General features: G+C 39.0%; 18 protein-coding genes and 5 tRNA genes. 9 read left to right on the forward strand and 14 right to left on the reverse strand.

The features are described 5' to 3' along the window. Positions 1-72: 72 nt before the first annotated feature. Together B7C41_RS12020 and B7C41_RS12025 are read right to left on the reverse strand one after the other, a co-directional pair. Positions 73-2,883, reverse strand: coding sequence for a ligand-binding sensor domain-containing protein (locus tag B7C41_RS12020; protein ID WP_158089127.1), 2,811 nt, complete (start codon positions 2,881-2,883; stop codon positions 73-75). 16 nt (positions 2,884-2,899) lie between these two features. Next, complete coding sequence (locus tag B7C41_RS12025; RefSeq protein WP_085299157.1) at positions 2,900-3,349, reverse strand: hypothetical protein; 450 nt, start codon at positions 3,347-3,349, stop codon at positions 2,900-2,902. Positions 3,350-3,468: 119 nt separating this feature from the next. On the opposite strand from B7C41_RS12025, the gene B7C41_RS12030 reads away from it, so the two are divergent. Both B7C41_RS12030 and B7C41_RS12035 read left to right on the forward strand, forming a co-directional pair. Further along, the gene (locus tag B7C41_RS12030; protein ID WP_085299158.1) at positions 3,469-4,125 is read left to right on the forward strand and encodes a 2OG-Fe(II) oxygenase; all 657 of its coding nucleotides are present in this window, start codon (positions 3,469-3,471) and stop codon (positions 4,123-4,125) included. 30 nt (positions 4,126-4,155) lie between these two features. Beyond that, positions 4,156-5,322, forward strand: coding sequence for an FAD-dependent oxidoreductase (locus B7C41_RS12035; RefSeq protein WP_085299159.1), 1,167 nt, complete (start codon positions 4,156-4,158; stop codon positions 5,320-5,322). A 173-nt stretch (positions 5,323-5,495) separates the two neighbouring features. Here B7C41_RS12035 and B7C41_RS12040 read toward each other — a convergent pair. From B7C41_RS12040 to B7C41_RS12080, 9 genes are all read right to left on the reverse strand, one after another. Next, positions 5,496-5,580 (reverse strand) — tRNA-Leu (locus tag B7C41_RS12040). A gap of 50 nt (positions 5,581-5,630) precedes the next feature. Then, positions 5,631-5,705, reverse strand: a tRNA-Gln gene (locus tag B7C41_RS12045). 69 nt (positions 5,706-5,774) lie between these two features. Further along, positions 5,775-5,849, reverse strand: a tRNA-Gln gene (locus B7C41_RS12050). Positions 5,850-5,899: 50 nt separating this feature from the next. Next, positions 5,900-5,984 (reverse strand) — tRNA-Leu (locus tag B7C41_RS12055). A gap of 25 nt (positions 5,985-6,009) precedes the next feature. Beyond that, positions 6,010-6,086 (reverse strand) — tRNA-Met (locus B7C41_RS12060). Between the two features lie 216 nt (positions 6,087-6,302). Further along, positions 6,303-6,656 carry a DUF3718 domain-containing protein gene (locus tag B7C41_RS12065; RefSeq protein ID WP_085299160.1) on the reverse strand — a complete coding sequence of 118 codons (354 nt, stop codon included), beginning with the start codon at positions 6,654-6,656 and terminating at the stop codon, positions 6,303-6,305. A gap of 291 nt (positions 6,657-6,947) precedes the next feature. Further along, positions 6,948-8,039 (reverse strand): redox-regulated ATPase YchF, encoded by a 1,092-nt coding sequence (gene ychF, locus B7C41_RS12070; protein ID WP_085299161.1) that lies wholly within the window; start codon positions 8,037-8,039, stop codon positions 6,948-6,950. A gap of 32 nt (positions 8,040-8,071) precedes the next feature. Then, positions 8,072-8,656 (reverse strand): aminoacyl-tRNA hydrolase, encoded by a 585-nt coding sequence (gene pth / locus B7C41_RS12075; RefSeq protein ID WP_085299162.1) that lies wholly within the window; start codon positions 8,654-8,656, stop codon positions 8,072-8,074. A 127-nt stretch (positions 8,657-8,783) separates the two neighbouring features. Beyond that, entirely contained in the window at positions 8,784-9,407 is a 624-nt protein-coding gene (locus B7C41_RS12080) for a 50S ribosomal protein L25/general stress protein Ctc (protein ID WP_085299163.1), read from the reverse strand. 431 nt (positions 9,408-9,838) lie between these two features. Between B7C41_RS12080 and B7C41_RS12085 the strand changes: the two genes are divergently transcribed. From B7C41_RS12085 to B7C41_RS12105, 5 genes are all read left to right on the forward strand, one after another. Beyond that, positions 9,839-11,308, forward strand: a complete 1,470-nt coding sequence (locus B7C41_RS12085) for a NarK family nitrate/nitrite MFS transporter (RefSeq protein ID WP_085299164.1) — start codon at positions 9,839-9,841, stop codon at positions 11,306-11,308. A 4-nt stretch (positions 11,309-11,312) separates the two neighbouring features. Beyond that, positions 11,313-13,196 carry a bifunctional protein-serine/threonine kinase/phosphatase gene (locus B7C41_RS12090; protein WP_085299165.1) on the forward strand — a complete coding sequence of 628 codons (1,884 nt, stop codon included), beginning with the start codon at positions 11,313-11,315 and terminating at the stop codon, positions 13,194-13,196. 307 nt (positions 13,197-13,503) lie between these two features. After that, entirely contained in the window at positions 13,504-16,122 is a 2,619-nt protein-coding gene (gene nirB, locus B7C41_RS12095; RefSeq protein WP_085299166.1) for a nitrite reductase large subunit NirB, read from the forward strand. A gap of 10 nt (positions 16,123-16,132) precedes the next feature. Beyond that, positions 16,133-16,504 (forward strand): nitrite reductase small subunit NirD, encoded by a 372-nt coding sequence (gene nirD / locus B7C41_RS12100; RefSeq protein ID WP_085299167.1) that lies wholly within the window; start codon positions 16,133-16,135, stop codon positions 16,502-16,504. 119 nt (positions 16,505-16,623) lie between these two features. Further along, positions 16,624-19,347: a nitrate reductase gene (locus tag B7C41_RS12105; RefSeq protein WP_169712440.1), complete on the forward strand. Its 2,724-nt coding sequence runs from the start codon at positions 16,624-16,626 to the stop codon at positions 19,345-19,347. 85 nt (positions 19,348-19,432) lie between these two features. On the opposite strand, the gene B7C41_RS12110 is transcribed toward B7C41_RS12105, so the two are convergent. The 3 genes from B7C41_RS12110 to lolB all read right to left on the reverse strand — a co-directional run bounded on the left by B7C41_RS12110 (position 19,433) and on the right by lolB (position 22,015). Continuing rightward, positions 19,433-20,380 (reverse strand): ribose-phosphate pyrophosphokinase, encoded by a 948-nt coding sequence (locus B7C41_RS12110; RefSeq protein ID WP_085299168.1) that lies wholly within the window; start codon positions 20,378-20,380, stop codon positions 19,433-19,435. Between the two features lie 116 nt (positions 20,381-20,496). Then, positions 20,497-21,390: a 4-(cytidine 5'-diphospho)-2-C-methyl-D-erythritol kinase gene (gene ispE / locus B7C41_RS12115; protein ID WP_235839699.1), complete on the reverse strand. Its 894-nt coding sequence runs from the start codon at positions 21,388-21,390 to the stop codon at positions 20,497-20,499. Between the two features lie 10 nt (positions 21,391-21,400). Beyond that, positions 21,401-22,015, reverse strand: coding sequence for a lipoprotein insertase outer membrane protein LolB (lolB, locus tag B7C41_RS12120; RefSeq protein ID WP_085299170.1), 615 nt, complete (start codon positions 22,013-22,015; stop codon positions 21,401-21,403). 349 nt (positions 22,016-22,364) lie between these two features. On the opposite strand from lolB, the gene hemA reads away from it, so the two are divergent. Continuing rightward, on the forward strand, positions 22,365-23,633 hold the full coding sequence (gene hemA, locus B7C41_RS12125; protein WP_085299171.1) for a glutamyl-tRNA reductase: 1,269 nt from the start codon (positions 22,365-22,367) through the stop codon (positions 23,631-23,633). Between the two features lie 205 nt (positions 23,634-23,838). Then, positions 23,839-24,927, forward strand: a complete 1,089-nt coding sequence (gene prfA / locus B7C41_RS12130) for a peptide chain release factor 1 (RefSeq protein ID WP_085299172.1) — start codon at positions 23,839-23,841, stop codon at positions 24,925-24,927. Positions 24,928-24,946 lie beyond the last annotated feature (19 nt).

Here is a 24,946-nt window from a genome sequence, read left to right on the forward strand (position 1 = left end):
GCATATTTTACTCTTTCTTCGCCTTTGATGCTAGCTTAGAAAAACACTGGTGAGAAAATACTTTTTATAGTGCTATGACATATTCATTAATGGAATCGATATGATTATTTCACTACCATGTTCTTGATTATCGTAAGTATGAAAAGTGGCATTGAATTTATTGGCAATTTGGCGAATATAGTACATCGTCATATTAAAGTTAATTTTACTACTAAATTGAGCAAAACTTTGCTCGTTGTCAGTAATTTTTAGCCAAACTTTATTATTTGACTCATTGATATGGACGGTGAAAACACCACCATTGCCATTGTTAATTGCTGCTAGAATTGCTTCATAAGTAATGCGATAAATCGCTATTTGAATAGCATAGTCAATTTTTTCACAAGTGATGTCGAGTTTTAGTGAAACAAGGACATGATATTGTTGGTGAAAGTAATCAGCTAAATAAGGCAAGGCTACCACTAATGAGCTACCAGATAGACTACTGGGCTCTGCGTGGCTATTTTGTGTTTTAAGCTCTGTTAAGCATTCACTTATAAGGTGCTGAACTTCTTCGCACTTGAGAGTTGACTGCTTCTGGCTTAGGCCCTCACTATGTTGTATTTTAGCTGTAGGGTTGATTAAGTTTTGCACTCTTTCCAATTTACGACGAATAATTGAAGTGGATTGACCATGTGTTTTAATCTCCTCGTTTAATAGCTGATGAATATGACTGATTGACCGGCTACGCAGATATAAAAGCCAAAGGACTAATAGTACAGTAGCTATGATTAATACCGCGTAGACTATTCTAGTGCTAGGGTGCCAATACCAGGGGTATGCAACAGTTATATCAGCATAAGCTTTAAAGTCACTCCATTGTCCTAAGCTGTTGGTGCCCATAATTTCAAGGTGATAATTACCTGATGATAGTCCTGTAAGTGTTAACTGGCTGCTATTTACTTTGTGCCAGTTACCATTATTGATCTTATATTTGAATTGTTTTCTTTTGCCGGGACGAAAATCTAAGCTTGCTAATTCTAATGTAACTACATCATTAGATGAGTCAATTTCAATATTATGACTTAAAAGTTGAGTTTTACCAGAGGCGATGGTTTTACTAATGTATATTTTTGATTGTATATTTTTAAATGGTGTTAATGACACTTTTAGTATTCCACCATAATGGCCAGCGTAGACCATATTATCGTATAGTATAGGCCTTTTGGTAAAAGTTATCTCTTCAGTATTAGGTACCATTTTTACCTGATAAGTATCAGGGTTAATAATGTGTAGCCCAGGGTGGCCGGGTGCCCATATCTCTCCATTTAATAAAGCCATGTAACCAAAGCTTTGACTTTTTGCTAAGTGTGCAAGTAATTCTCCTTTAAGATTGTAGACAAATATACCATCACCTTTTGTTGCTACAAAAACCTTGCTTTTATATTCTAGTAATGAAATGACTTTACTTTGACCAAGGCCTATCAGTGTTTTACTCGAATTACTTTTTGTACTATATATATCAACACCAGAAGACGTGGCTATCCACACTTCTTCATTGTCTAGTGGTAATGCATTGATGGCTTCACTAGAAGACAACTCTTTGCCTTCTATATGTTTGAATAATTGTTTTTTATTGGTGTCGTAAATTAAAACACCATTTGTATTCGTTGATAAATAAAGCAAATCGTTTTTGTAGCTTATATCTAATAATAGCTTATTGTTCTCAGGAAAATTAACTCTTGATAGTTGCTTTTCTATCGCATTGTATTGCCATAAACCATCAAACGTAGAAATATAAATTATTTCGTCTAGGGGATACAAATCGGTAATTATTTTAGCTCTTTTACTGAAACTATCATTGATTTTTTTAGGTAATAATAGAGGGGTGGAGTTGAGTTCATTTAGGCCCGAACCATAGCTACCAATGACTATACTGTTGCGATGAGACGTAAGCATTATTCTATTACTAAACACGTCAAAAATAAGAGGAATGTTTTGGCTTACTGATGGTATTAACTGCTCAACTCCATGGTTTGTTATTACCCATAATACTCCGGAGTTATCATGGTATAATTTTTTTATGTAGGTTTGATTAATATTGGGATATGTATGAGAAACAGTCGTAAGTTTCTTGAGGTCATACATTTTAATCTTACCTAGTTGGTTAACGCTGAAAAAACTGTTTAGCGTGTTTGATTTTGCCAGAGCTAAAATTTTATCTTCAATATTAATGCTATGCTGAATACCACTATCGTACAGAATGGTAAGTTTATCATCGTGGGAATAAATGACTTTATCAGCAACCGTTTCCATTGCTGATATGTTTCCAGAAACTAATAATTGTAGTTTTTTTCCGTTAAACCGGTATAAACCTTTACTAGAAGAGATGTAAACGAAGTCATTAGTATGCTTTAAAGCTTTAATACTGATGTTTTTTGCCAGTACTGTAGTTGCTAAGTTCGTTGAATCTATTTGGTATAACTTGTCGGGAACATCTAAGTAATAATAACCTTTATGCGCAATAACCTTGTAAATGCTTTTTCTATGAATATCAATGTTTAACTGTTTCGCTTCGCCTGTGGAAGTATCAAAAAGCCATAATTGATGAGTTTCTGTCGCTAGTAATAAATTTTTTTCATCAATAAAATGAATGTCATTGATCCAATTAAATGGTAGCGGCCAGTTATCATTGTTGCTATTAAAGGTAATGCTATCGTCGCCACTATGCCTCACTAAACCCGTTGCTGAAGCTAGCCAGATAAAGCCTTTTTGATCTTGGGCAATGCTGTCACCATCTGGGAAATGAACTTCTGGCTTTTGCGCAAAGGAAAAACTTGAAAAAGACAGCATTATTAAAAAAAATGGCGAATAAAATCGCCATGTTAAGTTATTAATTTTCAATGGAAGTGTTAGATTTTTATGTAATGCTTTCAGGTGCTTCTTTAGGTGGATGTACACCTTCACCGCATGCAGCATAAACATTTGGTACTTTATCATCAAGCATTGGCTTTTGTACCAATAGGTAAGTTGGTTTTCGTGGTGCACTATCATGTTGTTTCTTTGCCCATGCTGCACGCACTTTATCTGCATGCTCTTTTCCATATTTCACTTCAAATGCTGTGGCGATCATCTCGACACCAAAATCATCCATCACCATGATGGCATTGTCATGGTAGCCACTTGTGGTATCAAAATCTATATCAACTGTTAAAATTTTGTCACTTGGCAAGACTAAATCAGCTCTTAACTTAGCAACAACGGCTCGATCTTCATAAGCTTTAAGTTGACTTAAGTTAGGTTTCTCAGATAAGTCGTAAACTAAGTTTATATCTTTAGCAATACGTTGTTCTTTTTTTAATGCAGACATAATTATTCCCTTTTAATTTTAATATTCTTCAGAGTGGTGCGTTAACAACTTTTGATTATAACGGACAATAATGTTAAAGATAGTGCCAATAGAATAATTTTATTTAGGTATTTTATTTAATGCAATGGTTTGAAAAATTAGAAAAAAAAGGCTTTGTACAAATTAGTGATTTTTTACCTCACAGCGAAGCCTTGCAGTTAAAGAATAAAATAATTAAAAATAATCACTTTAAAAAATGGAACTTGTTGACTACTCCCTATCGACCGTTAACAAATATAAAAGATAGAATTTCTAGTAATGTTATCAATAAGCAAAGGCATACGCAGGCACTGAAATCTCTCGACCGTAAACAATTTTCATTTTCTTTTTATCGCTCAAGCAATAAACACGCAAAGCAACATGGGCAAGCAGCATTACATCGAGATATTGGTGATAAGATAAAGGCTTTGTTGGAAAAACATTCATTGATTGATGATGGGCAGTTGCGGGACACATTTTTTGCCATGTTTAAAAAAGAACAATTCATTAGCTACCATACAGATGGCAGTGCAGGAAAATATGCTTTTGTTTACCAGCTATCTCAAGGCTGGAAAAAAAAATATGGTGGCCAGTTAGAACTATATCCCAAAAAAATTAAATTCTTTAGAAAGCAAATAGAACCAAAATTTAATAGTTTAGTGCTTTTAAAGTTGTCGCACCCGATGCCGCATAGTGTTAAGAAATTAAACAATCCTGCACATAAACATCGAATTACCATCTCAGGTTGGGTAGAATAAAGCTATATTTGTCAGGGTATTAATCTTGTTATGAAGCAATTTGATTGTGTTGTTGTTGGTGGTGGAATGGTGGGGGCGGCAAGCGCATTATCTTTGGCTGAATTAGGCCTTAAAGTGGCTGTCATTGAACGTAACAAACCAGTAGCGTATAGCTCTGAACAGGCTTTTGATTTAAGAGTTTCTGCTATTTCATTAGCATCAGAGCAATTATTGAAACAATTGGGAGCTTGGCAGCGATTGCAACAATGTCGAACTTGCCCTTATAAGCGACTAGCCGTATGGGAGCATGAACAAGCTTATACAGAATTTAATGCCGCAGATATTGACCAAAGCCATCTTGGCCATATTATCGAAAACCGATTAATTCAACTTGCTCTTTGGCAGCAAATAGAAAACCACAATAGTATTGAGATGTTTTGTCCCGAATCACTACTTAATCTTGAGCAATTTACAGCTCATGTTAAGCTGACTTTATCTTCACAGGCTATAACAGCTAAGTTGGTTATTGCGGCCGATGGCGCTAATTCACAAGTGAGGAAGTTAGTCGATATTGGCACTACCGGTTGGGATTATGCACAATCAGCTATGTTGATAAATGTCAAAACTGAGTTATCGCAGCAAGATATAACTTGGCAACAGTACTTTTCGACGGGCCCTGTCGCAATGTTACCTATGCCGGAAAATACGGCTTCACTGGTCTGGTATCATGAAAAAGAAGAGATCACTCGATTAGCCTCATTGTCTAATTCGAAATTAGAACAAGCAATAAAGCAACATTTTCCGGAAAGGCTTGGAAAAGTTAAAGTTGTTGCTAGAGCGCCTTTTCCGTTAACAAGACGCCACGCAAATCAATATAGTAAAGGTCGTGTTGTTCTAGTTGGTGACGCCGCCCACACAATTAACCCCATGGCAGGCCAGGGCGTTAATTTAGGCTTTAAAGATGTTAAAGCCTTACAAAGTGTATTGGCAGAAGCAATAAGCAATGGGGAGTCATGGCATGACGTAAGGGTTCTTGCTCGATATGAGCAAAAACGTAGAAAGGAAAATTTAATTATGATGACAGCAATGGATGCACTATATTTATCATTTGGTCATGTATCTCCTTTAGTTAAATTTGCACGTAATACCGCATTGTCATTGGTAAACAAAATTCCTCTCATTAAGAATAAAGCATTGGCATATGCTTGCGGAATTTAAACACAGAAATAAAAGAGTGAGCTTCATAAGCTCTTTTTTGTGTTTTAATTGATTGTTAGGTGCTGTGATAGCTATGCTCGATAGGTAAGAAAATGCTTTAGAGTGAGTCTAGGAATAAAAAAGTATAAATTAACTTTGGAGAATTTATTTTGAATTTAAGATAAACAATGAAATGGTGCGGGAGGAGAGACTTGAACTCTCACATCTTGCGATACTGGAACCTAAATCCAGCGCGTCTACCAATTCCGCCACTCCCGCATTTCTAGGTAGTCTTCTCATATCTTATGAGAATTATTTTAATCAAAAAGTGGCTGGGGTATGAGGATTTGAACCTCAGAATGACGGGATCAAAACCCGCTGCCTTACCGCTTGGCTATACCCCAACAGGATACTTTTATGATGAAGTTAGTAACATTGGTTAACTTTCGAATAGTACAGAGTATAAAAGAAAGTGGCTGGGGTATGAGGATTTGAACCTCAGAATGACGGGATCAAAACCCGCTGCCTTACCGCTTGGCTATACCCCAGCAATGTACTTACTTTCGTAGCTATTATTTTCATACTAGCTACATTGAAATGGTGCGGGTCAAGAGACTTGAACTCTCACATCTTGCGATACTGGAACCTAAATCCAGCGCGTCTACCAATTCCGCCAAACCCGCATTTCAATTCTTACTTAGATAGAAGTGGTGGCTACACCGGGATTTGAACCTGGGACCCCATCATTATGAGTGATGTGCTCTAACCAGCTGAGCTATGTAGCCTTTTCTTCTTTCCTTCTTGCCTCTCAGCAAGTGGCGCGTATTATGCAAATCTCATTGCAATACGTCAACCGTTTTTTGGTAAAAAAATGATACTTTTTTACTGTTTGGCTAATCGCTGTGCAATTTGTCGTATATCTGCACAAAAAAATAGAAATATACAGATGCATCCATTGTGTTATCGGTAAAATGGATACATTTGTATAAGTGGCTGTAAATCTATTCTATACGTTTGTTAGCGACTTTAGCTAAATGAGCTGAGTGTTCTGTTACCGCAGCTAGGTTTTCTGTTACTGTTTTTACTGGTAATTTCCCTATAACATACTCGCCCACATCTAAAGCATTAGAAGAGGCCGCAAAAACAAGTACATTTTTACCATTACATCGAACACTATCGAATATAGTACGCACTTTTAGTTTGCTTGATTTTAAGTATTTTCGTAAACGTTTTTTATCATTAATAGAGACATACTCACAAATGCGTAAAGACATACTATCTTCGAATGCAAATGTTTGTGGTGTATATGATAAGGCTGTAGCAAGTACGAGAGAGGTTATTAGAGTAGTTTTCATAAATTTCCTAAGTGTAGTTTTATTGTTGTTATAACAAGTTTAATCTGAATATCTAAGTTTGCCAGTATTGGTGACAGATTTAAGGCTAGTTTGAATAATAAAATATTCTTTGATGGTATTTTACGTATACATGTATTTACTTGGCTCAAAGCAAAGTGCTTGAGCGTCAGTTTAACTGAGTATTCTTATTTAAGAAGTACTAACGTAATGACGATATTGAACTAATGCCCTCTATCTTTGGATAAAAAAAGAGAGCCTGAGCTCTCTTTCGTTATTATTAATGATAAAACATTAAACATTAAATCTAAAGTGCACCACATCACCATCTTTTACGCGGTATTCTTTACCCTCTAAACGCCATTTTCCTGCTTCTTTAGCGCCAGATTCACCATTAAACTCGATAAAGTCTTCATAAGCGACGACTTCAGCGCGAATAAAGCCTTTTTCGAAGTCAGTATGAATTACCCCTGCTGCTTGTGGCGCAGTAGCATTTTGTTTTACTGTCCATGCACGAACTTCTTTAACACCGGCAGTAAAATAGGTTTGTAAGTGAAGTAAAGAGTAACCAGCATTGATAACACGGTTTAGACCTGGTTCTTCAAGGCCAAGGTCTGCCATAAACTCAACACGGTCTTCGTCATCCATTTCAGACAGCTCACTTTCAATTTCAGCACAAACGGCAACAACAATAGCACCTTCAGCATCAGCTATTTTTTGTACTGCATCAAGGTAAGGGTTATTCTCAAAGCCATCATCGTTAACGTTAGCGATGTACATTGTTGGTTTGATCGTTAAAAAGTTTAAGTAGGCAACTGCTGCTTTTTCCTCTTTAGTTAATTCTAAAGAGCGGACCATGTGGCCGTCTTCAACATGCTTTAGTATTTTTTCTAATACTGGCATTTCAAATTTAGCGTCTTTATCTCCACCTTTAGCTTTTTTCGCTAAACGGAAAATAGCGCGCTCAGCAGTATCCATATCAGATAGTGCTAATTCAGTATTGATAACATCGATATCATCAGCAGGGCTTACTTGATTAGAAACATGAATAATATTTTCATTGTCGAAACAACGAACTACATGGCCAATGGCATCAGTTTCACGAATGTTAGCTAGAAACTTATTACCTAAGCCTTCACCTTTAGACGCACCAGCGACTAAACCAGCAATATCAACAAATTCCATTGTAGTTGCTAGAACGCGTTCAGGGTTAACAATTTTCTCTAATGCATCTAAGCGAGGATCTGGTACCGGTACTACACCAGTATTAGGTTCAATTGTACAAAATGGAAAGTTAGCAGCTTCAATGCCCGCTTTAGTAAGTGCGTTGAAAAGTGTTGATTTCCCGACGTTGGGCAAGCCAACAATACCACATTTAAATCCCATGATGTTTACCTATAATGTTGTCGCAATATTTATTATTGCGCTTTAAAAGAATGTAGACGATTTTGAGCTTTTTTAATATCGTCTTTTTGCCAAATTTCAAAACAGCGCGCAGCTTCGTCTATTGCTTGGTCAATTAAGTTTTGTTCGTTGGCAGGTGCTTTTCCAAGTACATGCCCAGTAACGCGGTCGCGGTGACCTGGATGATCAATACCTATGCGTAACCGATAAAATTCTTTGTTATTTGCCATACACGAAATAATGTCGCGTAAGCCATTGTGGCCACCATGTCCGCCACCTTGTTTGATCTTACAAACGCCAGGTAACATATCTAGTTCATCGTGAGCGACTAAAATGTTTTCAACGGGGATACGAAAAAAATTTGCTAATGGTGCTACAGCTTTGCCACTACAATTCATAAAAGTGGTTGGTATAAGAAGGTGAACTAATTGTCCTGCAATTAATCCTTTACCGTAGAGGCCGGAGTATTTTTTTTCTGGCTTTAAAGAAATGTTGTAACGTGACGCAAGTTCTTGAACAAACCAATCACCAGCATTATGACGTGTTTTACTGTATTCAGAACCTGGATTGCCTAAGCCGACTACTAATTGAATCGTCATCTAATAGTTTACTCTTGTTATTCAAACTTAAGGTCTATAAATTCAAGTATATCTGAAACTAAAAAGCTTAAAGGGCATGCCGTAAAACATATTCCTTTAAGCTTTATCATCAGGAGTAAATTAAATATTACTCAGCAGAAGCTTCTTCAGTTGCTTCTTCTGCACTATCATCACTTGCGCCTTTAGGAGCATTTAATGAAGCAACAGCTTGGTCATGGCTTTCGCCTTTTGCTAACTCATCAGATGTAACGCCTTTTGGTAAAGCAACGTCTGATAAATGCAATGTTTGACCAACTTCTAGGCTAGCAACATCAATTTCGATGAACTCAGGAATGTTTGCAGGTAAACAGCTAACTGCAATTTCATTCACGTGGTGAGCCATTTTGCCACCTTTTTTCTCAGCAGCTTCTTCGTTGATGAAGTGAACTGGAACATTAACGTGAACAGCGTGAGTTGCGTCAATGCGCAAGAAATCTAAGTGCATTACTACTTGCTTGAACGGATGACGTTGCATATCTTTTAAAAGACACTCAACTGGCTTACCGTCGATGTTGATAGTTAATACGTGAGAGTAAAACGCTTCTTCTTGTTGTGCACGGTAAACATTTTTGTGCTCAAGTGTTAAAGAAACCGGCTCTTGGCCTTCACCGTATAAAATTGCTGGAACTTTGTTCGCGTGACGTAGGCGGCGGCTCGCACCTTTCCCTAAATCTGTACGTACTTCAGCTTCCAGTGTAAATAAATCAGTCATGGTTAATATCCATTATAAGTAATAATTAAAAGTCGTTGTTTTTTGCGACCAAAAACAACCTGTTTCTTGATTAACTCAGTAATACAGGAGTAAATAAACCTATATTAAGTTAAAAAAGGCGCGGCATAATAACACCCAAGTAAGCGGAGATCCAATATTTATCGGTAAATTTGTGGTAAAGCGCCTGTTTTCTTTGTTGATTGCACAGGGGGGCTCATTTTATCAATAAGACATTTGATCTTTTAATGCTGCACCTCAAGTGTGCAATAGCACCGTTAAGGTGATTTTGCACTAAAAATTAGAGCTTGTATTTTTTAGGTTTTATTCTCTAATGTTTTGATTTTTAAGTTTTTGTTTGGAGAGTTGTTACAGTGGTATTAAGCTTGCTGAGTAGTGTGCTGAACTATTAAATTTTCTTAAGGACAAATTGTATGGCAGAGCAAGCTGGGATTAAAATTTTTTCATTTGTCGGTAAAATGAAAATATTACATTTAAGTTGGATGGCGTTCTTTATTACCTTTGCCGTATGGTTTAACCATGCACCTTTACTCTCCGTTATTGCCGACAGTCTTGGCTTATCAAGTTCGGAAATAAAAACATTATTATTATTAAATGTTGCCCTCACCATACCTGCACGGGTAATTATTGGTATGTTAACTGATAGGTACGGCCCACGTTTGGTTTATGCCTTGTTGTTAGCCATATGTAGTATTCCTTGTTGTATGTTTGCTGTTGCTTCAAGTTTTGAACAAGCAGCATTGTCTCGATTTTTACTAGGCTTTATTGGTGCTGGCTTTGTTATTGGCATTCGTATGGTGAGTGAATGGTTCCCCGCAAATGAATTAGGAACGGCTGAGGGCATATATGGCGGCTGGGGCAATTTCGGTTCAGCTGCTGCCGCCATGTTGCTACCTAGTTTAGCTTTGTTTTTTGGTGGTGAAGATGGCTGGCGGTATGCGGTGGCGATAACGGGAATACTGAGTTTAATTTTTAGTTTTATTTGGTATTTTAATGTCACCGATACGCCACAAGGTTCAACCTACTTCAAACCTCGTAGTAGTGGTGCCATGCTAGTGACCAGCCGTAATGACTTCTTTTTATTGATTTTAATGAAATTGCCTATGTATGGCGCGTTAGCTTTATTAACATGGAAGTTATCGCCAAATGGCGTCAGCTTACTTTCAGAGCAAAATGCAGTTTTAGTTTATTTAGGGTTATGTTTGTTGTTTATTGCTGAGTTAATACAAACCTATAAAGTAAATATTAAAGTTTTTCAAACTACCATTCCGGCAGCACAACAATATAAATTTAAGCAAGTGGCGGTATTGAACGTATTATATTTTGCTACCTTTGGCTCTGAGCTTGCGGTGATTTCTATGTTGCCACTTTTCTTCGCAGAAACCTTTGCCTTAGATATGGTGTTCGCGGCAATGTTGGCATCAACTTACGCCTTTATGAATTTAATGTCGCGTCCGGGTGGTGGTTGGTTAAGTGATAAATTTGGCCGTAAGAAAACATTATTAATTTTAACCGCCGGTTTAGCATTTGGTTATTTCGCCATGTCATTAATTTCCGTCTCTTGGCCATTGGCATTAGCTGTTGTTACAGCAATGCTATGTTCTTTTTTTGTGCAAGCTGGTGAAGGAGCTGTTTTTGCTGCGGTACCGTTAATTAAACGTAGCCTAACGGGGCAAATTGCTGGCATGACAGGCGCTTACGGAAACGTTGGCGCGGTTGTATATTTAACTGTATTAACCTTTGTTCCTTATAGCCAATTTTTTCTAGTTATTGCCGTAACAGCAGTAATAGGATTTGTCGCCTTATTATTTATGGAAGAGCCTAAAGGTAGTATCGCCGAAGTTCATGAAGATGGCACCGTAGAGCTAATAAGCGTCAGTTAAGATTATGGTTGCAAATAAAGTAAATCACCAAGGTGATATAGTAAAAAGCGCAGCGAAAATCAGTGCTGCGCAACCTCAAGGTAAAGCTATTTTAGAAGTTGTCATTGGCGGCGCATCTAAAGCAGGTAAAAAAGCTGAAAACCAAGATGCTTTTGCGGCATTGCAACCTAGTGCGGCTGAGCGAGAGTCAAAAGGTATCGCTATTGCTATTGCAGATGGCGTTTCAAGTGCTAGCCATGCAGCTCAAGCATCGCAAATGTCAGTAACACAATTTATCCAATCTTATTACGCGACTGCAGAATCATGGTCAACAGATAAATCTGCCGCTAAAGTACTAAAAAGTTTAAACCAGTGGCTATTTTCTCAGGGTGAAAGAGCTAGTGATTTTGAACTGCAGGGTGAAAGTAACAGTCAAAACTCTCGGCAAAATCAAGCTAATGTTCATCAACATAGTGTTCAATGGCTGACCACATTTACTGCGTTAATTATTAAATCATGTCGTGGATATATTTTTCATGTTGGTGACACGCGTATTGGCAAATATCGCCATGATGATATAAGCGCTGGCATGTTCGAAAGTATCACCAGAGATCACAATCAAAAACATGGCCTTAGCTCAAGTGTACTGACGCGAGCTTTAGGCGCTGACAGTCATTTAAAGGTTGACCAATATCAGCTGCCTGTCGACGTTGGTGATGTTTTTGTCCTTACTAGTGATGGTGTGCATGAATATTTATCTAATCAGCAACTAGCTAGCTTATTATCTACTATTCCTAAGCAGCCAAATAAAGCCATGCTTGAACAAGCAAGCTCAGAAATTATCGCACAAGCAATAGCTGCAGGTAGCCAAGACAATCTCAGCTGTGTATTAGTTTATATCCAATCAACGCCGAAGCGCGACTTAGCTGAAATTCAGCAAGACTTATTAACACAAGTAATACCGCCGGCCTTACAGGTAGGACAGAAGCTTGATGGTTACCAAGTGAAAAAGATATTACACGCTAGTGTACGCTCGCATTTGTATTTAGTTGAACATGCTGACCATGAAGCTCCTCTGGTGCTAAAAGTACCCTCAGTAAATTTTATTGATGATGCTATTTATATTCAGGGCTTTCTTCGGGAGGGTTGGGTAGGTGAACGGATAAAACATCGTAATGTGATGCGGGTCATTGCTAAGCAACAGCGCAGTAAGTCTTTATATCATGTTTGTCAATTTATTGATGGCCAGCCGTTAAGTGAATGGATGCATGATAATCCAAGCCTAAGTATTGCGCAGGTGCGAGATATTGTTGGTCAAATAATCAGTGCGCTACGTGCATTCCAACGTCTTGATTTAGTGCACCGAGATTTAAAGCCTGACAATATTATGATTAACACTGCAGGGGAAATAACCTTAATTGATTACGGGACAGTGTTGATTGCGGCTCAAGATGAGGCGACTAATACTTTGCCCGAAACTGTGCCACAGGGCACGTTAAATTATATTGCACCAGAAACGCTATTGACTATGCATGCTGATCACCAAAGCGATTTATTTTCATTAGGCGTGGTTTGCTATGAAATGTTATCAGGGGCTTTGCCATATAAACCGATGGCGTCTAGTCATGAAAAAGCGAAAGATTATCCATTTTGGCGATATCATAGTATTAAAGGCTATCGTCCTGACTTACCATTATGGCTAGATTTAGCGTTGCAAAAATCTGTGCAAGCTGATCCAAAAGCACGTTACCAAGCTTTTTCTGAGTTTCTAGCTGACTTGAATAAACCAAATGTTGATGTACTACAAGAATATCAAAACCTACCTTTAATAAAGCGTTACCCGGTGCAGTTTTGGCAAACGGTAGCGTTTGCCTTGTTTATTACACTATTAACCTCGCTTGCTTTTTAGCAGCCATATTTTCTCTTAACTTTTTAGAGCCCTATAAACTTCACTTTAATCGTTAATGTTAACTGCACAGCACTGGTGCGCCTGCATCATCATGCTAGTGCATAATTTTATTCTTTAGTTTTTGAATTATCCTTACGCATTGTTTTTATTAGTGAAATTTAACTGGCATTGGCTTTGCTATTACTATGGCTAAGTAAAGTTAAGTGAATCTAAACTCAATAACCTAGCACCAAATTTTAGTGCTAGATTGTTTAGTCTGCCGCTTTTCTTCGGTTCGGCATAAGCAATGATAAGTAGGTATATGAAGATGGATAGTCAGGTAGATAATCAGGTAGTCGAAAAAACAAAAGTTGTTGTGGTTGGCAATGGCATGGTTGGTCATCACTTTGTTGAACAACTTGTTGAGTTAAGTGCAAAAGAGCAAGCAATTGAAATAACCGTACTTTCGGCTGAATCTCGACTTGCTTACGACCGTGTGCACCTCTCTGAGTATTTCGCAGGTAAGTCTGCTGCCGATTTAGCCATGACAGATGAAGAAACCTATCAAAATTGGCAAGTTAATTTTACCCTTGATGCCAAAGTTAGCTATATCGATAAAGACGAAAAATTTGTAGAAACAGAGCAAGGACAGCGCTATGACTACGACAAGCTAGTATTGGCAACGGGCTCTTACCCGTTTGTTCCCCCCATTCCTGGTAAAGATCAAGAACATTGCTTGGTATACCGCACTATTGATGATTTAGAAGCCATTAATGCCAGTGCAAAAGTTAGCAAAGTTGGTGTTGTTATTGGCGGTGGATTACTGGGTTTAGAAGCCGCTAATGCATTAAAGCAATTAGGTCTGAAAACGCATGTAGTTGAATTTGCTCCACAACTCATGGGCGTACAAGTAGATGCAGGTGGTGGGCGATTATTAAAAGATAAAATTAATGAACTTGGTGTTGAAGTTCATACCTCAAAAGCCACCAGCGAAATTACTGCCGGCGAGCAATGTCGTTATAAGTTGTGCTTTAGTGACGGTAGTGAATTAGAAACTGATTTGATCTTATTTTCAGCTGGTATTCGCCCATTTGATCATTTAGCACGCAGTTTTGATTTGGCTATTGGTGAACGTGGTGGAATTGTCATTGATAACCAATGCCAAACTTCAAATGAGAATATTTATGCGATTGGCGAATGTGCATTATGGAATAATTTTATTTTTGGTTTAGTGGCACCTGGCTATGCCATGGCAAAAGTCGCCGCAGAACATATTCTAGGACAAAGTGCAGAATTCACTGGTGCTGATATGAGTACCAAGTTGAAATTGATGGGCGTTGAGGTTGGCTCAATTGGTGACGCTCATGCAAAAACTGCAGGCTCTCTTTGTTACACCTATGAAAACCAGCCAAATGGCGTTTATAAGAAAATAGTGGTTAATGGCGATAAAACTCAACTATTAGGCGCGGTACTTATTGGCGATACCAGTGAGTACGACACCCTTTTACAATATATGCTTAATGGTATTGAGTTACCTGAATCTCCAGAAGCGCTTATTCTCCCAATGGCGGCTGATAAACCTGCGTTAGGTGTTGATGCCTTACCTGATAGTGCGACTATTTGTTCTTGTCACAATGTTACCAAAGGCGACATTGTTAGCGCTATAGATGGTGGTGCTTGTACTGTGGGTGATGTTAAAAGCTGCACCAAAGCTAGCTCTGGTTGTGGTGGTTGTACAGCGCTGGTTAAAAATGTTACCGATAGCATATTAGAACAACGGGGCGTGGAGGTTAAAAAAGATATTTGTGAGCACTTTACTTATTCACGCCGAGAACTATTTGATATTGTGAAAGTGGAAAAAATTACCACCTTTGAACAATTGCTCTCTTCACATGGTCAAGGTTTAGGGTGTGAAGTTTGCAAGCCGCTAACGGCTTCTATCCTCGCTTCAGTATGGAATGATTACATTTTAGAAAAATCCCATGTTGGCCTACAAGATACTAACGATACTTTCCTTGCTAATATGCAAAAAGACGGCACTTATTCCGTTGTACCTCGTATTGCTGCTGGCGAAATTACCCCAGACAAACTGATAGTGTTGGGTGAGGTTGCGAAAAGATACAGCTTATATACCAAAATAACTGGTGGCCAGCGAGTTGACTTATTTGGCGCTCGTGTTGAGCAATTACCCTTAATTTGGCAAGAGCTGGTAGCGGCAGGTTTTGAAACAGGGCATGCCTACGGTAAGTCATTAAGAACGGTAAAATCTTGTGTTGGTTCAAGTTGGTGTCGATATGGCGTACAAGACAGCATAGGCATGGCAATACTGTTAGAGAATCGTTACAAGGGCTTGCGTGCGCCGCACAAAATCAAGTTTGCGGTATCTGGTTGTACACGCGAGTGTGCTGAAGCGCAAAGTAAGGATATTGGTATTATCGCCACAGATAAAGGCTGGAACCTTTATGTTTGTGGTAATGGCGGCATGAAACCACGCCATGGTGATTTATTTGCCACTGATTTAGACGATGAAACACTGGTTAAGTATATTGATAGAGTACTGATGTTCTATGTTAATACCGGTGATAGATTACAGCGTACGTCAGTGTGGATGGATAGCTTAGAAGGCGGCTTAAGTTATTTACAAAGCGTTGTTATAGAAGATAGTTTACAAATATCGGCTGAACTTGAAAAGCAAATGCAAAGTATTGTCGGTACTTATCAATGTGAATGGAAAACAACCCTAGCGGACCCTGAAGCATTGAAGCGCTTTAAGCCATTTGTCAACTCAGACAAGGCTGATTCAAATATAGTGTTTGTCGAAGAGCGCCAACAAATTCGTCCAGCATACCCACATGAGCGTATTCCAGTTCAAGTTAGCGATAATGAACCAGAAACTTCGCTTGAAAAATCATCAGCGCAAAGCGTTAAAATTGTTGAACCTACCTAAGGAGCAAGCCATGTCGTTAAATTCAGAAAATAGCCAACAATGGCAAACGATTTGTCATCTAGACGATTTAGTATCGAATGCTGGCGTGTGTGCCTTACTGGAGCAAGGTAGCAGCTCCTTAAATGACAGTGAGCAAGTCGCCATTTTCCACTTGCCCAATACCAAGCAGCAAGTTTATGCCATTGGCAACTATGATCCTATTGGCCAAGCTAATGTGCTATATCGCGGTATTGTCGGCAGTATTGGGGAAGAATTGGTGGTTGCCTCTCCGTTATACAAACAGCACTTTTCATTACAAACAGGGCTGTGCTTACAAGAGAGCGTTAGCGTTAAAAACTACCCAGCACGTATTGTTGATCAGCAAGTGCAATTACTGGTTTAGCATTAGATAGGATGCTTCCATTGAGCTTGTTATTTAGGTCGTTCATCAACCTAATTCGCAAGACTGAATTCATAAAATAGGCCATTTTGCATATATGCAATGGGCCAAAGGGGAATGTTGTGCAACCTGAGCAAATTGTCGAAAGTACCTGTGCTTATTGTGGTGTTGGTTGTGGAATCGATATTACTAAGCAAGGAGGCAAGGCTACTAAGCTAACAGCGAGTGCTGGTCATCCGGCAAATTTTGGTCGTCTTTGTGTGAAAGGCAGTAACTTAATCAATACGCTTGATGTAAGCGGGCGCTTACTTGTACCAAAAGTTAACGGTGAAAGTGTGTCATGGCCGGATGCTATCGAGCAAGTGGCTAGTGGCTTTGCTGACACCATTAAAAAATACGGTAAAAACTCGGTGGCGTTTTATGTTTCAGGACAATTGCTAACAGAAGATTATTACCTCGCGAATAAACTCATGAAGGGCTATATCGGCTCAGGTAATATTGATACAAATTCAAGGCTTTGCATGTCTTCGGCCGTAGCTGCTTATAAGCGTAGCTTTGGCGAAGATGTGGTGCCGTGCAATTATCGCGATCTAGAAACAACGCAGTTGTTATTGATCACAGGTTCAAATGCGGCATGGACGCATCCGGTTTTATTTCAACGTATAGAAAGAGCCAGACAAGTTAATCCTAATATGAAGGTGGTGGCTATTGACCCTAGAGCAACGGCAACCACTGAATCTGTTGATTATCATCTTGCCATAAAGCCTGGAACAGATGCGGCATTTTTTAATGGCTTACTAAGCTATCTTTCGTTATACGGCGGGCTCGACGATAACTATATAGCACAGCACACCGAAGGCATTGATGACGCATTAGACGTGGCTAAGCTATGGCCGATTGAACGTGTAGCGGCGTACTGTGATATTAAACTCAGCCAACTGGTGCAAGTGTATAGACTGTTTTCTCAAAGCAGTTCAGCTATCACCATGTATTCAATGGGAATTAATCAGTCGAGCTCAGGCGTTGATAAGTGCCAAAGTATTATTAATTGCCATTTAGCAAGTGGCAAAATAGCCAAGCAGGGCAGTGGCCCGTTCTCAATTACCGGACAACCTAATGCCATGGGCGGGCGAGAGGTTGGTGGTTTAGCGAATCAATTAACCGCTCACCTTGATATAGAAAATGCTGAGCACCGTGATTATGTGCAAACCTATTGGCAATCACCCGTCATGGCTAATGCTGCGGGCAAAAGTGCTGTCGCTATGTTTGATGCGATAGAACGCGGTGAAATTAAAGCCGTGTGGATCATGGCCACGAATCCATTGGTGAGCTTGCCTGAACGCAATAAAATAGAGCGAGCGTTAACTAACTGCCCACTTGTTGTTGTATCTGACTGTGTAGCGAATAACGACACGCTTGCCTTTGCGAATATTAAGTTACCGGCAACACCTTGGTTGGAAAAAAATGGCACTGTGACTAACTCTGAACGTTGTATTTCTCGTCAACGTTCGGTGCAGCCTGCGTGTGGCGAAGCGCGTCATGATTGGCAAATCATTGCTGATGTTGCCAGTGCTATGGGTTTTAGTGGTTTTGAGTATCAGCATGTTAGTGACGTGTTTACGGAGTTTGCTGGCTTAACTGGCGCTAAACAACCGTCTGATCGGTTATTCGATATTTCAGGCTTAGCTGATTTATCTATTAAAGAATATGACAACCTAAGTCCAATGCAATGGCCTATTAACCAAAAGCACCCCAATGGTTGCTCGCGTGTATTTGAAAAAGGTGTGTTTTCGACTAAAAGCAAAAAAGCGCAGTTTTTTGCTGTTGAACCACAACTGGCAAAACTAGCGCCAACAAAAGTATTTCCTTTTAGCTTAAATAGCGGAAGGTTACGCGACCATTGGCACAGTATGACACGAACAAGTTTGGCAGCTGAATTAACTCAGCACACCACTAAGCCATATCTGTATATTAATGCAGTTGAATTGGCTGCCCTTGATATGCTAGAAAATGATATTGTTGCGATTACCTCAGCGTGTTCTGGTTCCGAGCCCGTTTTAGTGCAAGCAAAGCTTGATAATGGACTTCGCAAGCAGCAGTGCTTTATGCCGATTCATTGGAATCAGCAGTTTGCCTCTGCGGCCAATGTTAGTCGTTTGTATCCAAGTATTGTTGATGAGGCCTCAGGACAGCCGGAATGTAAGCAAGTGCCAGTGGCTATTCAGAAAACACAATTTACTCAGTTCATTGAATGTCATATCAGTGAGGTGTTGTTAAATAATATCAAGCTTGATTCGTCTTTGAAAAGTATTGGCTTTTGGCTGAAAAATAACAATGAATATGGCTTACAGCTAAGTATGGCAAACGAAGTTGCAATTGCGGATGTTTTACTTTGGTGCCAACAACTTGTTGAAAGTAACCAAGCTATTGAACAATCAAGCAATATTGAGTGGTTGAGTTTTGGTGATGATTCAACATGCTCCATCGTTTTGATGACCAATAAAAAGTTGCTACTTTCCTGCAGTGTTGGCGGTAAATGGCTTGAAATAGAAAGTACCTGGACACAACATTTATTTGCTAAAGAAGCATTGGCGTTTAGTGATATTCAGGCGCTATTACTGGGTCAATCGAGTAGTGAATTTAGCCTTGGGAAGCAAGTTTGTTCATGTTTTAATGTTGCTGAAAATAGCATTGTTGACGAAATTAAAATCGGTACTAATACTATTGAAGGGTTGGGAAAGAAGTTAAAGTGCGGCACTAATTGTGGCTCATGTAAGCCCGAGTTGACGCAACTGATAAAACAGCATAATAAAAATATGGTCGTTGAAATAACAGAAGTGGTATAAGGCTTATTACTTTCAACCGATTTTTGATATTAAAAAAGCACCCTAAGGTGCTTTTTTGCGCTGTTCACGAGTTTACTACATTTGATTAAGCATCAAACATCGCAGAGATAGACTCTTCGTTACAAACACGGCGAATTGCTTCTGACAACATACCACTTAAGGTAAGTTGACGAACATTGCCTAGCGCTTTAATTTCTTTTGATAATGGAATTGAATCAGTAACAACAACTTCATCAATAACAGAATTTTTTAAGTTTTCAGCTGCATTGCCTGAAAGTACCGGGTGAGTTGCATAAGCAAATACGCGTTTAGCACCGTGTTCTTTAAGCGCTTCAGCTGCTTTTGCTAATGTGCCACCAGTATCAATCATGTCATCAACGATGAAACAATCACGGCCTTTAACATCACCAATAATATGCATAACTTGTGCAACGTTAGCTTTTGGACGACGTTTATCGATAATGGCTAAATCAGCATCATCTAATAATTTTGCTACTGCACGAGCACGTACAACACCACCAATATCAGGCGATACAACAACAGGGTTCTCAATATTTCTGTCTAACATATCTTCTAATAAGATAGGTGTTCCGAAAACATTGTCGACAGGAACGTCGAAGAAACCTTGAATTTGTTCTGCATGTAAATCAACCGTTAATACGCGGTCAACTCCAACACTTGATAGGAAGTCAGCAACAACTTTTGCTGTAATTGGTACACGAGCACTGCGAACGCGGCGATCTTGACGAGCGTAACCAAAGTAAGGCATAACGGCAGTAATACGGCCAGCTGATGCACGACGTAGCGCATCAATCATCACGATTAGTTCCATTAAGTTATCATTGGTTGGCGCACAAGTAGATTGAATGATAAAAACATCCGCTCCACGCACGTTTTCAGTGATTTCTACACTAATTTCACCATCACTAAAACTACCAATCTTAGCCTCGCCTAAAGTAATATATAGACGGTTAGCAATTTGTTTGGCCAGTTCAGGGGTGGCGTTACCCGCAAAAATTTTCATGTCAGGCACGGTCAGTTCCTCAGAAACTTTTGACATTTACATTACAATACTGAAATTGAACGGTGTGTTAAATATCAGCAAATTATTTTGGTTTTGCCCGTTTTACTTGGCAATTAGATGAAAACTCATCCTCGCTTAATTTTTTCAATCGCCGCAATCGCGCTATGCACGGGCGACTGATTTAAGCCTTTAGCAACGAACGATTCAATACCGTGTGGTAATTGAGACTGTACGTCGATCGCCTCTTTTTCTGAATCAAATCGCGAGAAAATACATGCTCCCGTTCCTGTCATCTGAGACGGCGCGTATTCTATCAACCAACCCAGTAGTTTGGCAACCTCAGGGTAATGTTTTATTACCCAAGTTTGGCAATCATTATGGTAATTTTCGATGTCGATATCGCTGTATCGTATAGTGGCTGTATCTCTGGTTAGATCTTCAGCAGTAAAAACACTTTGGGTAGAAATACTGCAATCTGGCTTTGAAACTAAATACCAATATATTTTTGGTGAGGCCGGTGTTAATTGCTCACCAATACCTTGTGCGAAAGCTGCATATCCGTGAACAAATATAGGCACGTCTGCGCCAAGCTTAACGCCAAGATTGGCAAGCTCTTCAATTGATAGTTGTGTATTCCATAAAGCATTTAGCGCTAGTAGCACTGTCGCTGCATTCGAAGAACCTCCACCTAAGCCACCGCCCATAGGCAATATTTTCTCAAGTTTTATTTCGGCGCCTTGCTGACATTGAGTATGCTCTTGTAATAGCAATGCTGCTTTAACAATAAGGTTATCGCTATTATTAACATTAGGAATAGGTGTTAATAATGTGATGGCGGTTTTATGCTGATTGATATTGTCATTAGTGCTGGTTGCTCTAATGTGCAAAGTATCGCTGTGGTCTAAAAACTGAAAAACGGTTTCTAACTGGTGATAACCGTTATCTAACTGACCAACAATATGTAAAAATAAATTTAGTTTTGCTGGCGCAGGGAATGAATGGAATACTTGATTGTTCACGACTACCTCGTTAAATTTTCCAAGCATGAATAACAATTTTTATCCGTAAATCGTCTTGGAGAATGGTTAATTGTTTTGCCAGTTGAAAAGGGCCTATATGATGATATTTACTGTAACTAATTTGCCATGCTTTATTATTGTAATGACTGGTTAATGATTCAGGTAATTGTGTTTTTTCATGATATTTAACTTTATCTGAAGACAAGTAAGCTAAACCCTTTAACCAGCTGTTCATGGCACGAGTTGGTAAATTTAAACCGGTTAAATTATAAATCAAATTATCTAAATCTTGGGTCTGGTAGGTTTGACCATCAACTTCTAAAGTAAAGTTACTTTTCTCACGTTTAAGCTCTAATACCTTAATACCAAATAGGGTGGAAAGATTTAATGCTTCACTTTCTGCTGTTTGATCTTTTTGCCAATGCAATGTGGCACTTTGGCGCTCCTTACTGTTAATAAAGGCTATTTTTCCTGTAATAGTCCAACTATTAAGTTGCGCTACTTGCTTATTTCGAGTGTCAATATCTTGGTTTAATTGATTATTTGCCACGGGAACATCACTAATGCTACTACAAGCTGTAAGTATGCTTATAAAAAATAGAATGAAAAGTTGCTTACTATACATGTTATTCCTTTGCTGATTCGTGTTACACACGGCAATTTTGCTTAGTTTTATTAAGTTAGCGTTTACTTAACGTTAGCTTTAAATTGTCTCAAAACGTTCATAATATGCTCTTGAAATAATAATAAATAACGAAAGCTTATCAGTAATCGTTATTTGCGAGCTTTCAATTTAATGTGATCTTTCGTAAAATTATCGCGATTTTTTGTCGCAGATCATAGGTTTTTTTCATTATCTGGCCGATAATAGAGTCGATTAGTCATTGCTGGCTTATAATTAGCTTTAATATGATTTGTCATTCGCAGCAGAATTTGCCTGCCATTAAAATTTTTTTTGGACCCAATATATTCATATGTCGATAGTTGCAGTAGGTATCAATCACAAAACCGCGCCAGTTGCCGTTAGGGAAAAAATATCATTTAACCCTGATAATCTGAGCATAGCTTTACAAGAACTGGTTAACTCAGTTGATTGTAAAGAGGCGGCTATTTTGTCTACCTGCAATCGAACTGAATTATATTTGGTACAAGATGGTGAATATACTTTAACGCAAGAACGTATCGTTCGTTGGTTAGAGCAGCACCATAATGTTCCCGCTTCAACCATAACTCCAAGTTTATATTGGCACCAAGACCAACATGCTGTTAATCATATGATGCGTGTGGCCTGTGGTTTAGATTCTTTAGTATTAGGCGAGCCGCAAATTTTAGGGCAAATGAAACAGGCCTATAACCAAGCTAAAGCTGCGGGTTCTATGGAACTGGTCATGGATCGACTTTTTCAGCGAACCTTTGGTGTTGCTAAACAAGTTCGTACTGACACTGAAATTGGCGCAAGTGCAGTTTCTGTTGCTTTTGCTGCGGTAAATCTAGCCAAACATATTTTTGCTAGTTTAGGTAAAGCGCGTGTATTACTTGTTGGTGCAGGCGAAACAATTGAGTTAGTGGCTAAACACCTTTACGAAAATAATGTTGGTCATATGACTGTGGCAAACCGTACGTTAAGCCGTGCGGAAAATATGGCTAAGCAATTTGGTGCTGATGTTATTACGTTAGCGCAAATTCCTGAAATGATGGCGAGCGCCGATATTGTTATTAGCTCGACAGGCAGTACCTTACCTATTATCGGCAAAGGTATGGTGGAAAAAGCATTAACGAAAAGAAAGCATCGCCCAATGTTTATGGTTGATTTAGCTGTCCCTCGAGATATTGAAGAACAAGTTTCAGATTTAGAAGATGTATTTCTTTATACTGTTGATGACTTGCAAAGTATTATTGCTAAGAATTTAGAAAACCGCCGTAAAGAAGCTGTTTTAGCTGAAGAAATTGTTTCTGACCAATCATCGAGCTTTATGTCATGGTTACGTGGTTTGAATACTCAAGATACGGTAATTTCTTATCGTAAACAGTGTTTAAATAACCGCGACCAGTTGATAGAAAAAGCCATGCAACAATTAGCGGCTAATAAAAAGCCTGAAGCCGTTATAGCTGAGCTTGCCACTAAATTAACCAATAAGTTTATGCATGCGCCAACTAGTGCTATTCAATCTGCTGCTCAAGGCGGCGAATTAGATAGGCTTGTTTACCTGCGTGATATTTTTAATATTGATCAGCAAGAATAGCCATTAACTTATTATTAGTGCTGTTAAGTGTTGAAAGCCCTTAATGATTCCTGTTGTTCCCCTTTCACAAGCATTGAAACTCAACGCTAAGCTCTTTATACTGCCCGCATGCTTTTCTAGCTTGAATAAACTACTGCTATTTACCTGCTGAGTTGAATATAATGCGTGGGTAATTCATCAATTATTGACTATATAAGATCATTTAATGAATAAATCTGTTTATCAAAAACTTGAGATACTTGTCGAGCGCTTTGAAGAAGTTCAAGCCTTGTTGTCTGATCCGGAAACTATTTCGAATCAAGAAAAATTTCAGGCCTTATCGAAAGAATTCTCCCAATTAGAAGTGGTTACTTCTGCTTTTCATGCTTATCAAGAAGCTGAGGATGACTTTGCCACTGCTGAAGAAATGCTCAAGGATGATGATCCTGATATGCGCGAAATGGCGCAAGAAGAGTTTAAAGCGGCTAAAAAAGCGGTAGAACAAATGACCGACGAGCTGCAAATATTACTTTTGCCACGCGATCCAAAAGACGATAACAATTGTTTTCTTGAGATTCGTGCTGGCGCTGGTGGTGATGAAGCAGCGATTTTTGTTGGTGATTTATTTCGTATGTACAGCCGTTATGCTGAAAAGCAAGGTTGGAAAATTGAGTTAATGAATTCTAACGAAAGTGAGCAAGGCGGCTTTAAAGAAGTTGTGGTTAAAGTTAATGGTGAAGGTGTTTATGGGCAGATGAAATATGAGTCTGGCGGGCATCGTGTACAACGTGTGCCTGAAACCGAATCACAAGGCCGTGTTCATACTTCTGCATGTACCGTTGTGGTAATGCCTGAAATTCCAGCTTCAGAAGCTATTGAAATTAACAAGGCTGATTTGAAAGTTGATACTTTCCGAGCATCAGGCGCGGGTGGACAGCACGTTAACAAAACTGATTCAGCAATTCGCATTACGCATATTCCATCAGGTGTTGTGGTTGAATGTCAGGACCAGCGTTCTCAGCATAAAAACAGAGCACAAGCGATGTCAGTATTGCAAGCTCGTCTGCAGCAAGCTGAAGATGAGAAACGCCGCAGTGCTGAAGAGTCATCTCGTCGTAACTTAGTTGCTAGTGGTGATCGCTCTGAACGTATTCGTACCTATAATTTCCCACAAGGGCGTATGAGTGATCATCGTATTAACCTGACACTTTACCGCTTAAATGAAATTATGGAAGGTAGCTTGCAATTGGTATTAGAGCCAATAATGCAAGAAAGCCAAGCGGACTTATTAGCAGAGCTTGCTGAGCAAAACTAGTGTCTGAGTTAGCTACACC

The organism is Cognaticolwellia mytili, from assembly GCF_002104475.1.
Taxonomy (GTDB): Bacteria; Pseudomonadota; Gammaproteobacteria; order Enterobacterales; family Alteromonadaceae; genus Cognaticolwellia; species Cognaticolwellia mytili.

Excerpts from the sequence above, each read along its gene's own strand:
- B7C41_RS12025 (WP_085299157.1), bottom strand. The coding sequence starts at position 3,349 with ATGTCTGCATTAAAAAAAGAACAACGTATTGCTAAAGATATAAACTTA.
- B7C41_RS12030 (WP_085299158.1), top strand. The coding sequence starts at position 3,469 with ATGCAATGGTTTGAAAAATTAGAAAAAAAAGGCTTTGTACAAATTAGT.
- B7C41_RS12035 (WP_085299159.1), top strand. The coding sequence starts at position 4,156 with ATGAAGCAATTTGATTGTGTTGTTGTTGGTGGTGGAATGGTGGGGGCG.
- B7C41_RS12065 (WP_085299160.1), bottom strand. The coding sequence starts at position 6,656 with ATGAAAACTACTCTAATAACCTCTCTCGTACTTGCTACAGCCTTATCA.
- ychF (WP_085299161.1), bottom strand. The coding sequence starts at position 8,039 with ATGGGATTTAAATGTGGTATTGTTGGCTTGCCCAACGTCGGGAAATCA.
- pth (WP_085299162.1), bottom strand. The coding sequence starts at position 8,656 with ATGACGATTCAATTAGTAGTCGGCTTAGGCAATCCAGGTTCTGAATAC.
- B7C41_RS12080 (WP_085299163.1), bottom strand. The coding sequence starts at position 9,407 with ATGACTGATTTATTTACACTGGAAGCTGAAGTACGTACAGATTTAGGG.
- B7C41_RS12085 (WP_085299164.1), top strand. The coding sequence starts at position 9,839 with ATGGCAGAGCAAGCTGGGATTAAAATTTTTTCATTTGTCGGTAAAATG.
- B7C41_RS12090 (WP_085299165.1), top strand. The coding sequence starts at position 11,313 with ATGGTTGCAAATAAAGTAAATCACCAAGGTGATATAGTAAAAAGCGCA.
- nirB (WP_085299166.1), top strand. The coding sequence starts at position 13,504 with ATGGATAGTCAGGTAGATAATCAGGTAGTCGAAAAAACAAAAGTTGTT.
- nirD (WP_085299167.1), top strand. The coding sequence starts at position 16,133 with ATGTCGTTAAATTCAGAAAATAGCCAACAATGGCAAACGATTTGTCAT.
- lolB (WP_085299170.1), bottom strand. The coding sequence starts at position 22,015 with ATGTATAGTAAGCAACTTTTCATTCTATTTTTTATAAGCATACTTACA.
- hemA (WP_085299171.1), top strand. The coding sequence starts at position 22,365 with ATGTCGATAGTTGCAGTAGGTATCAATCACAAAACCGCGCCAGTTGCC.
- prfA (WP_085299172.1), top strand. The coding sequence starts at position 23,839 with ATGAATAAATCTGTTTATCAAAAACTTGAGATACTTGTCGAGCGCTTT.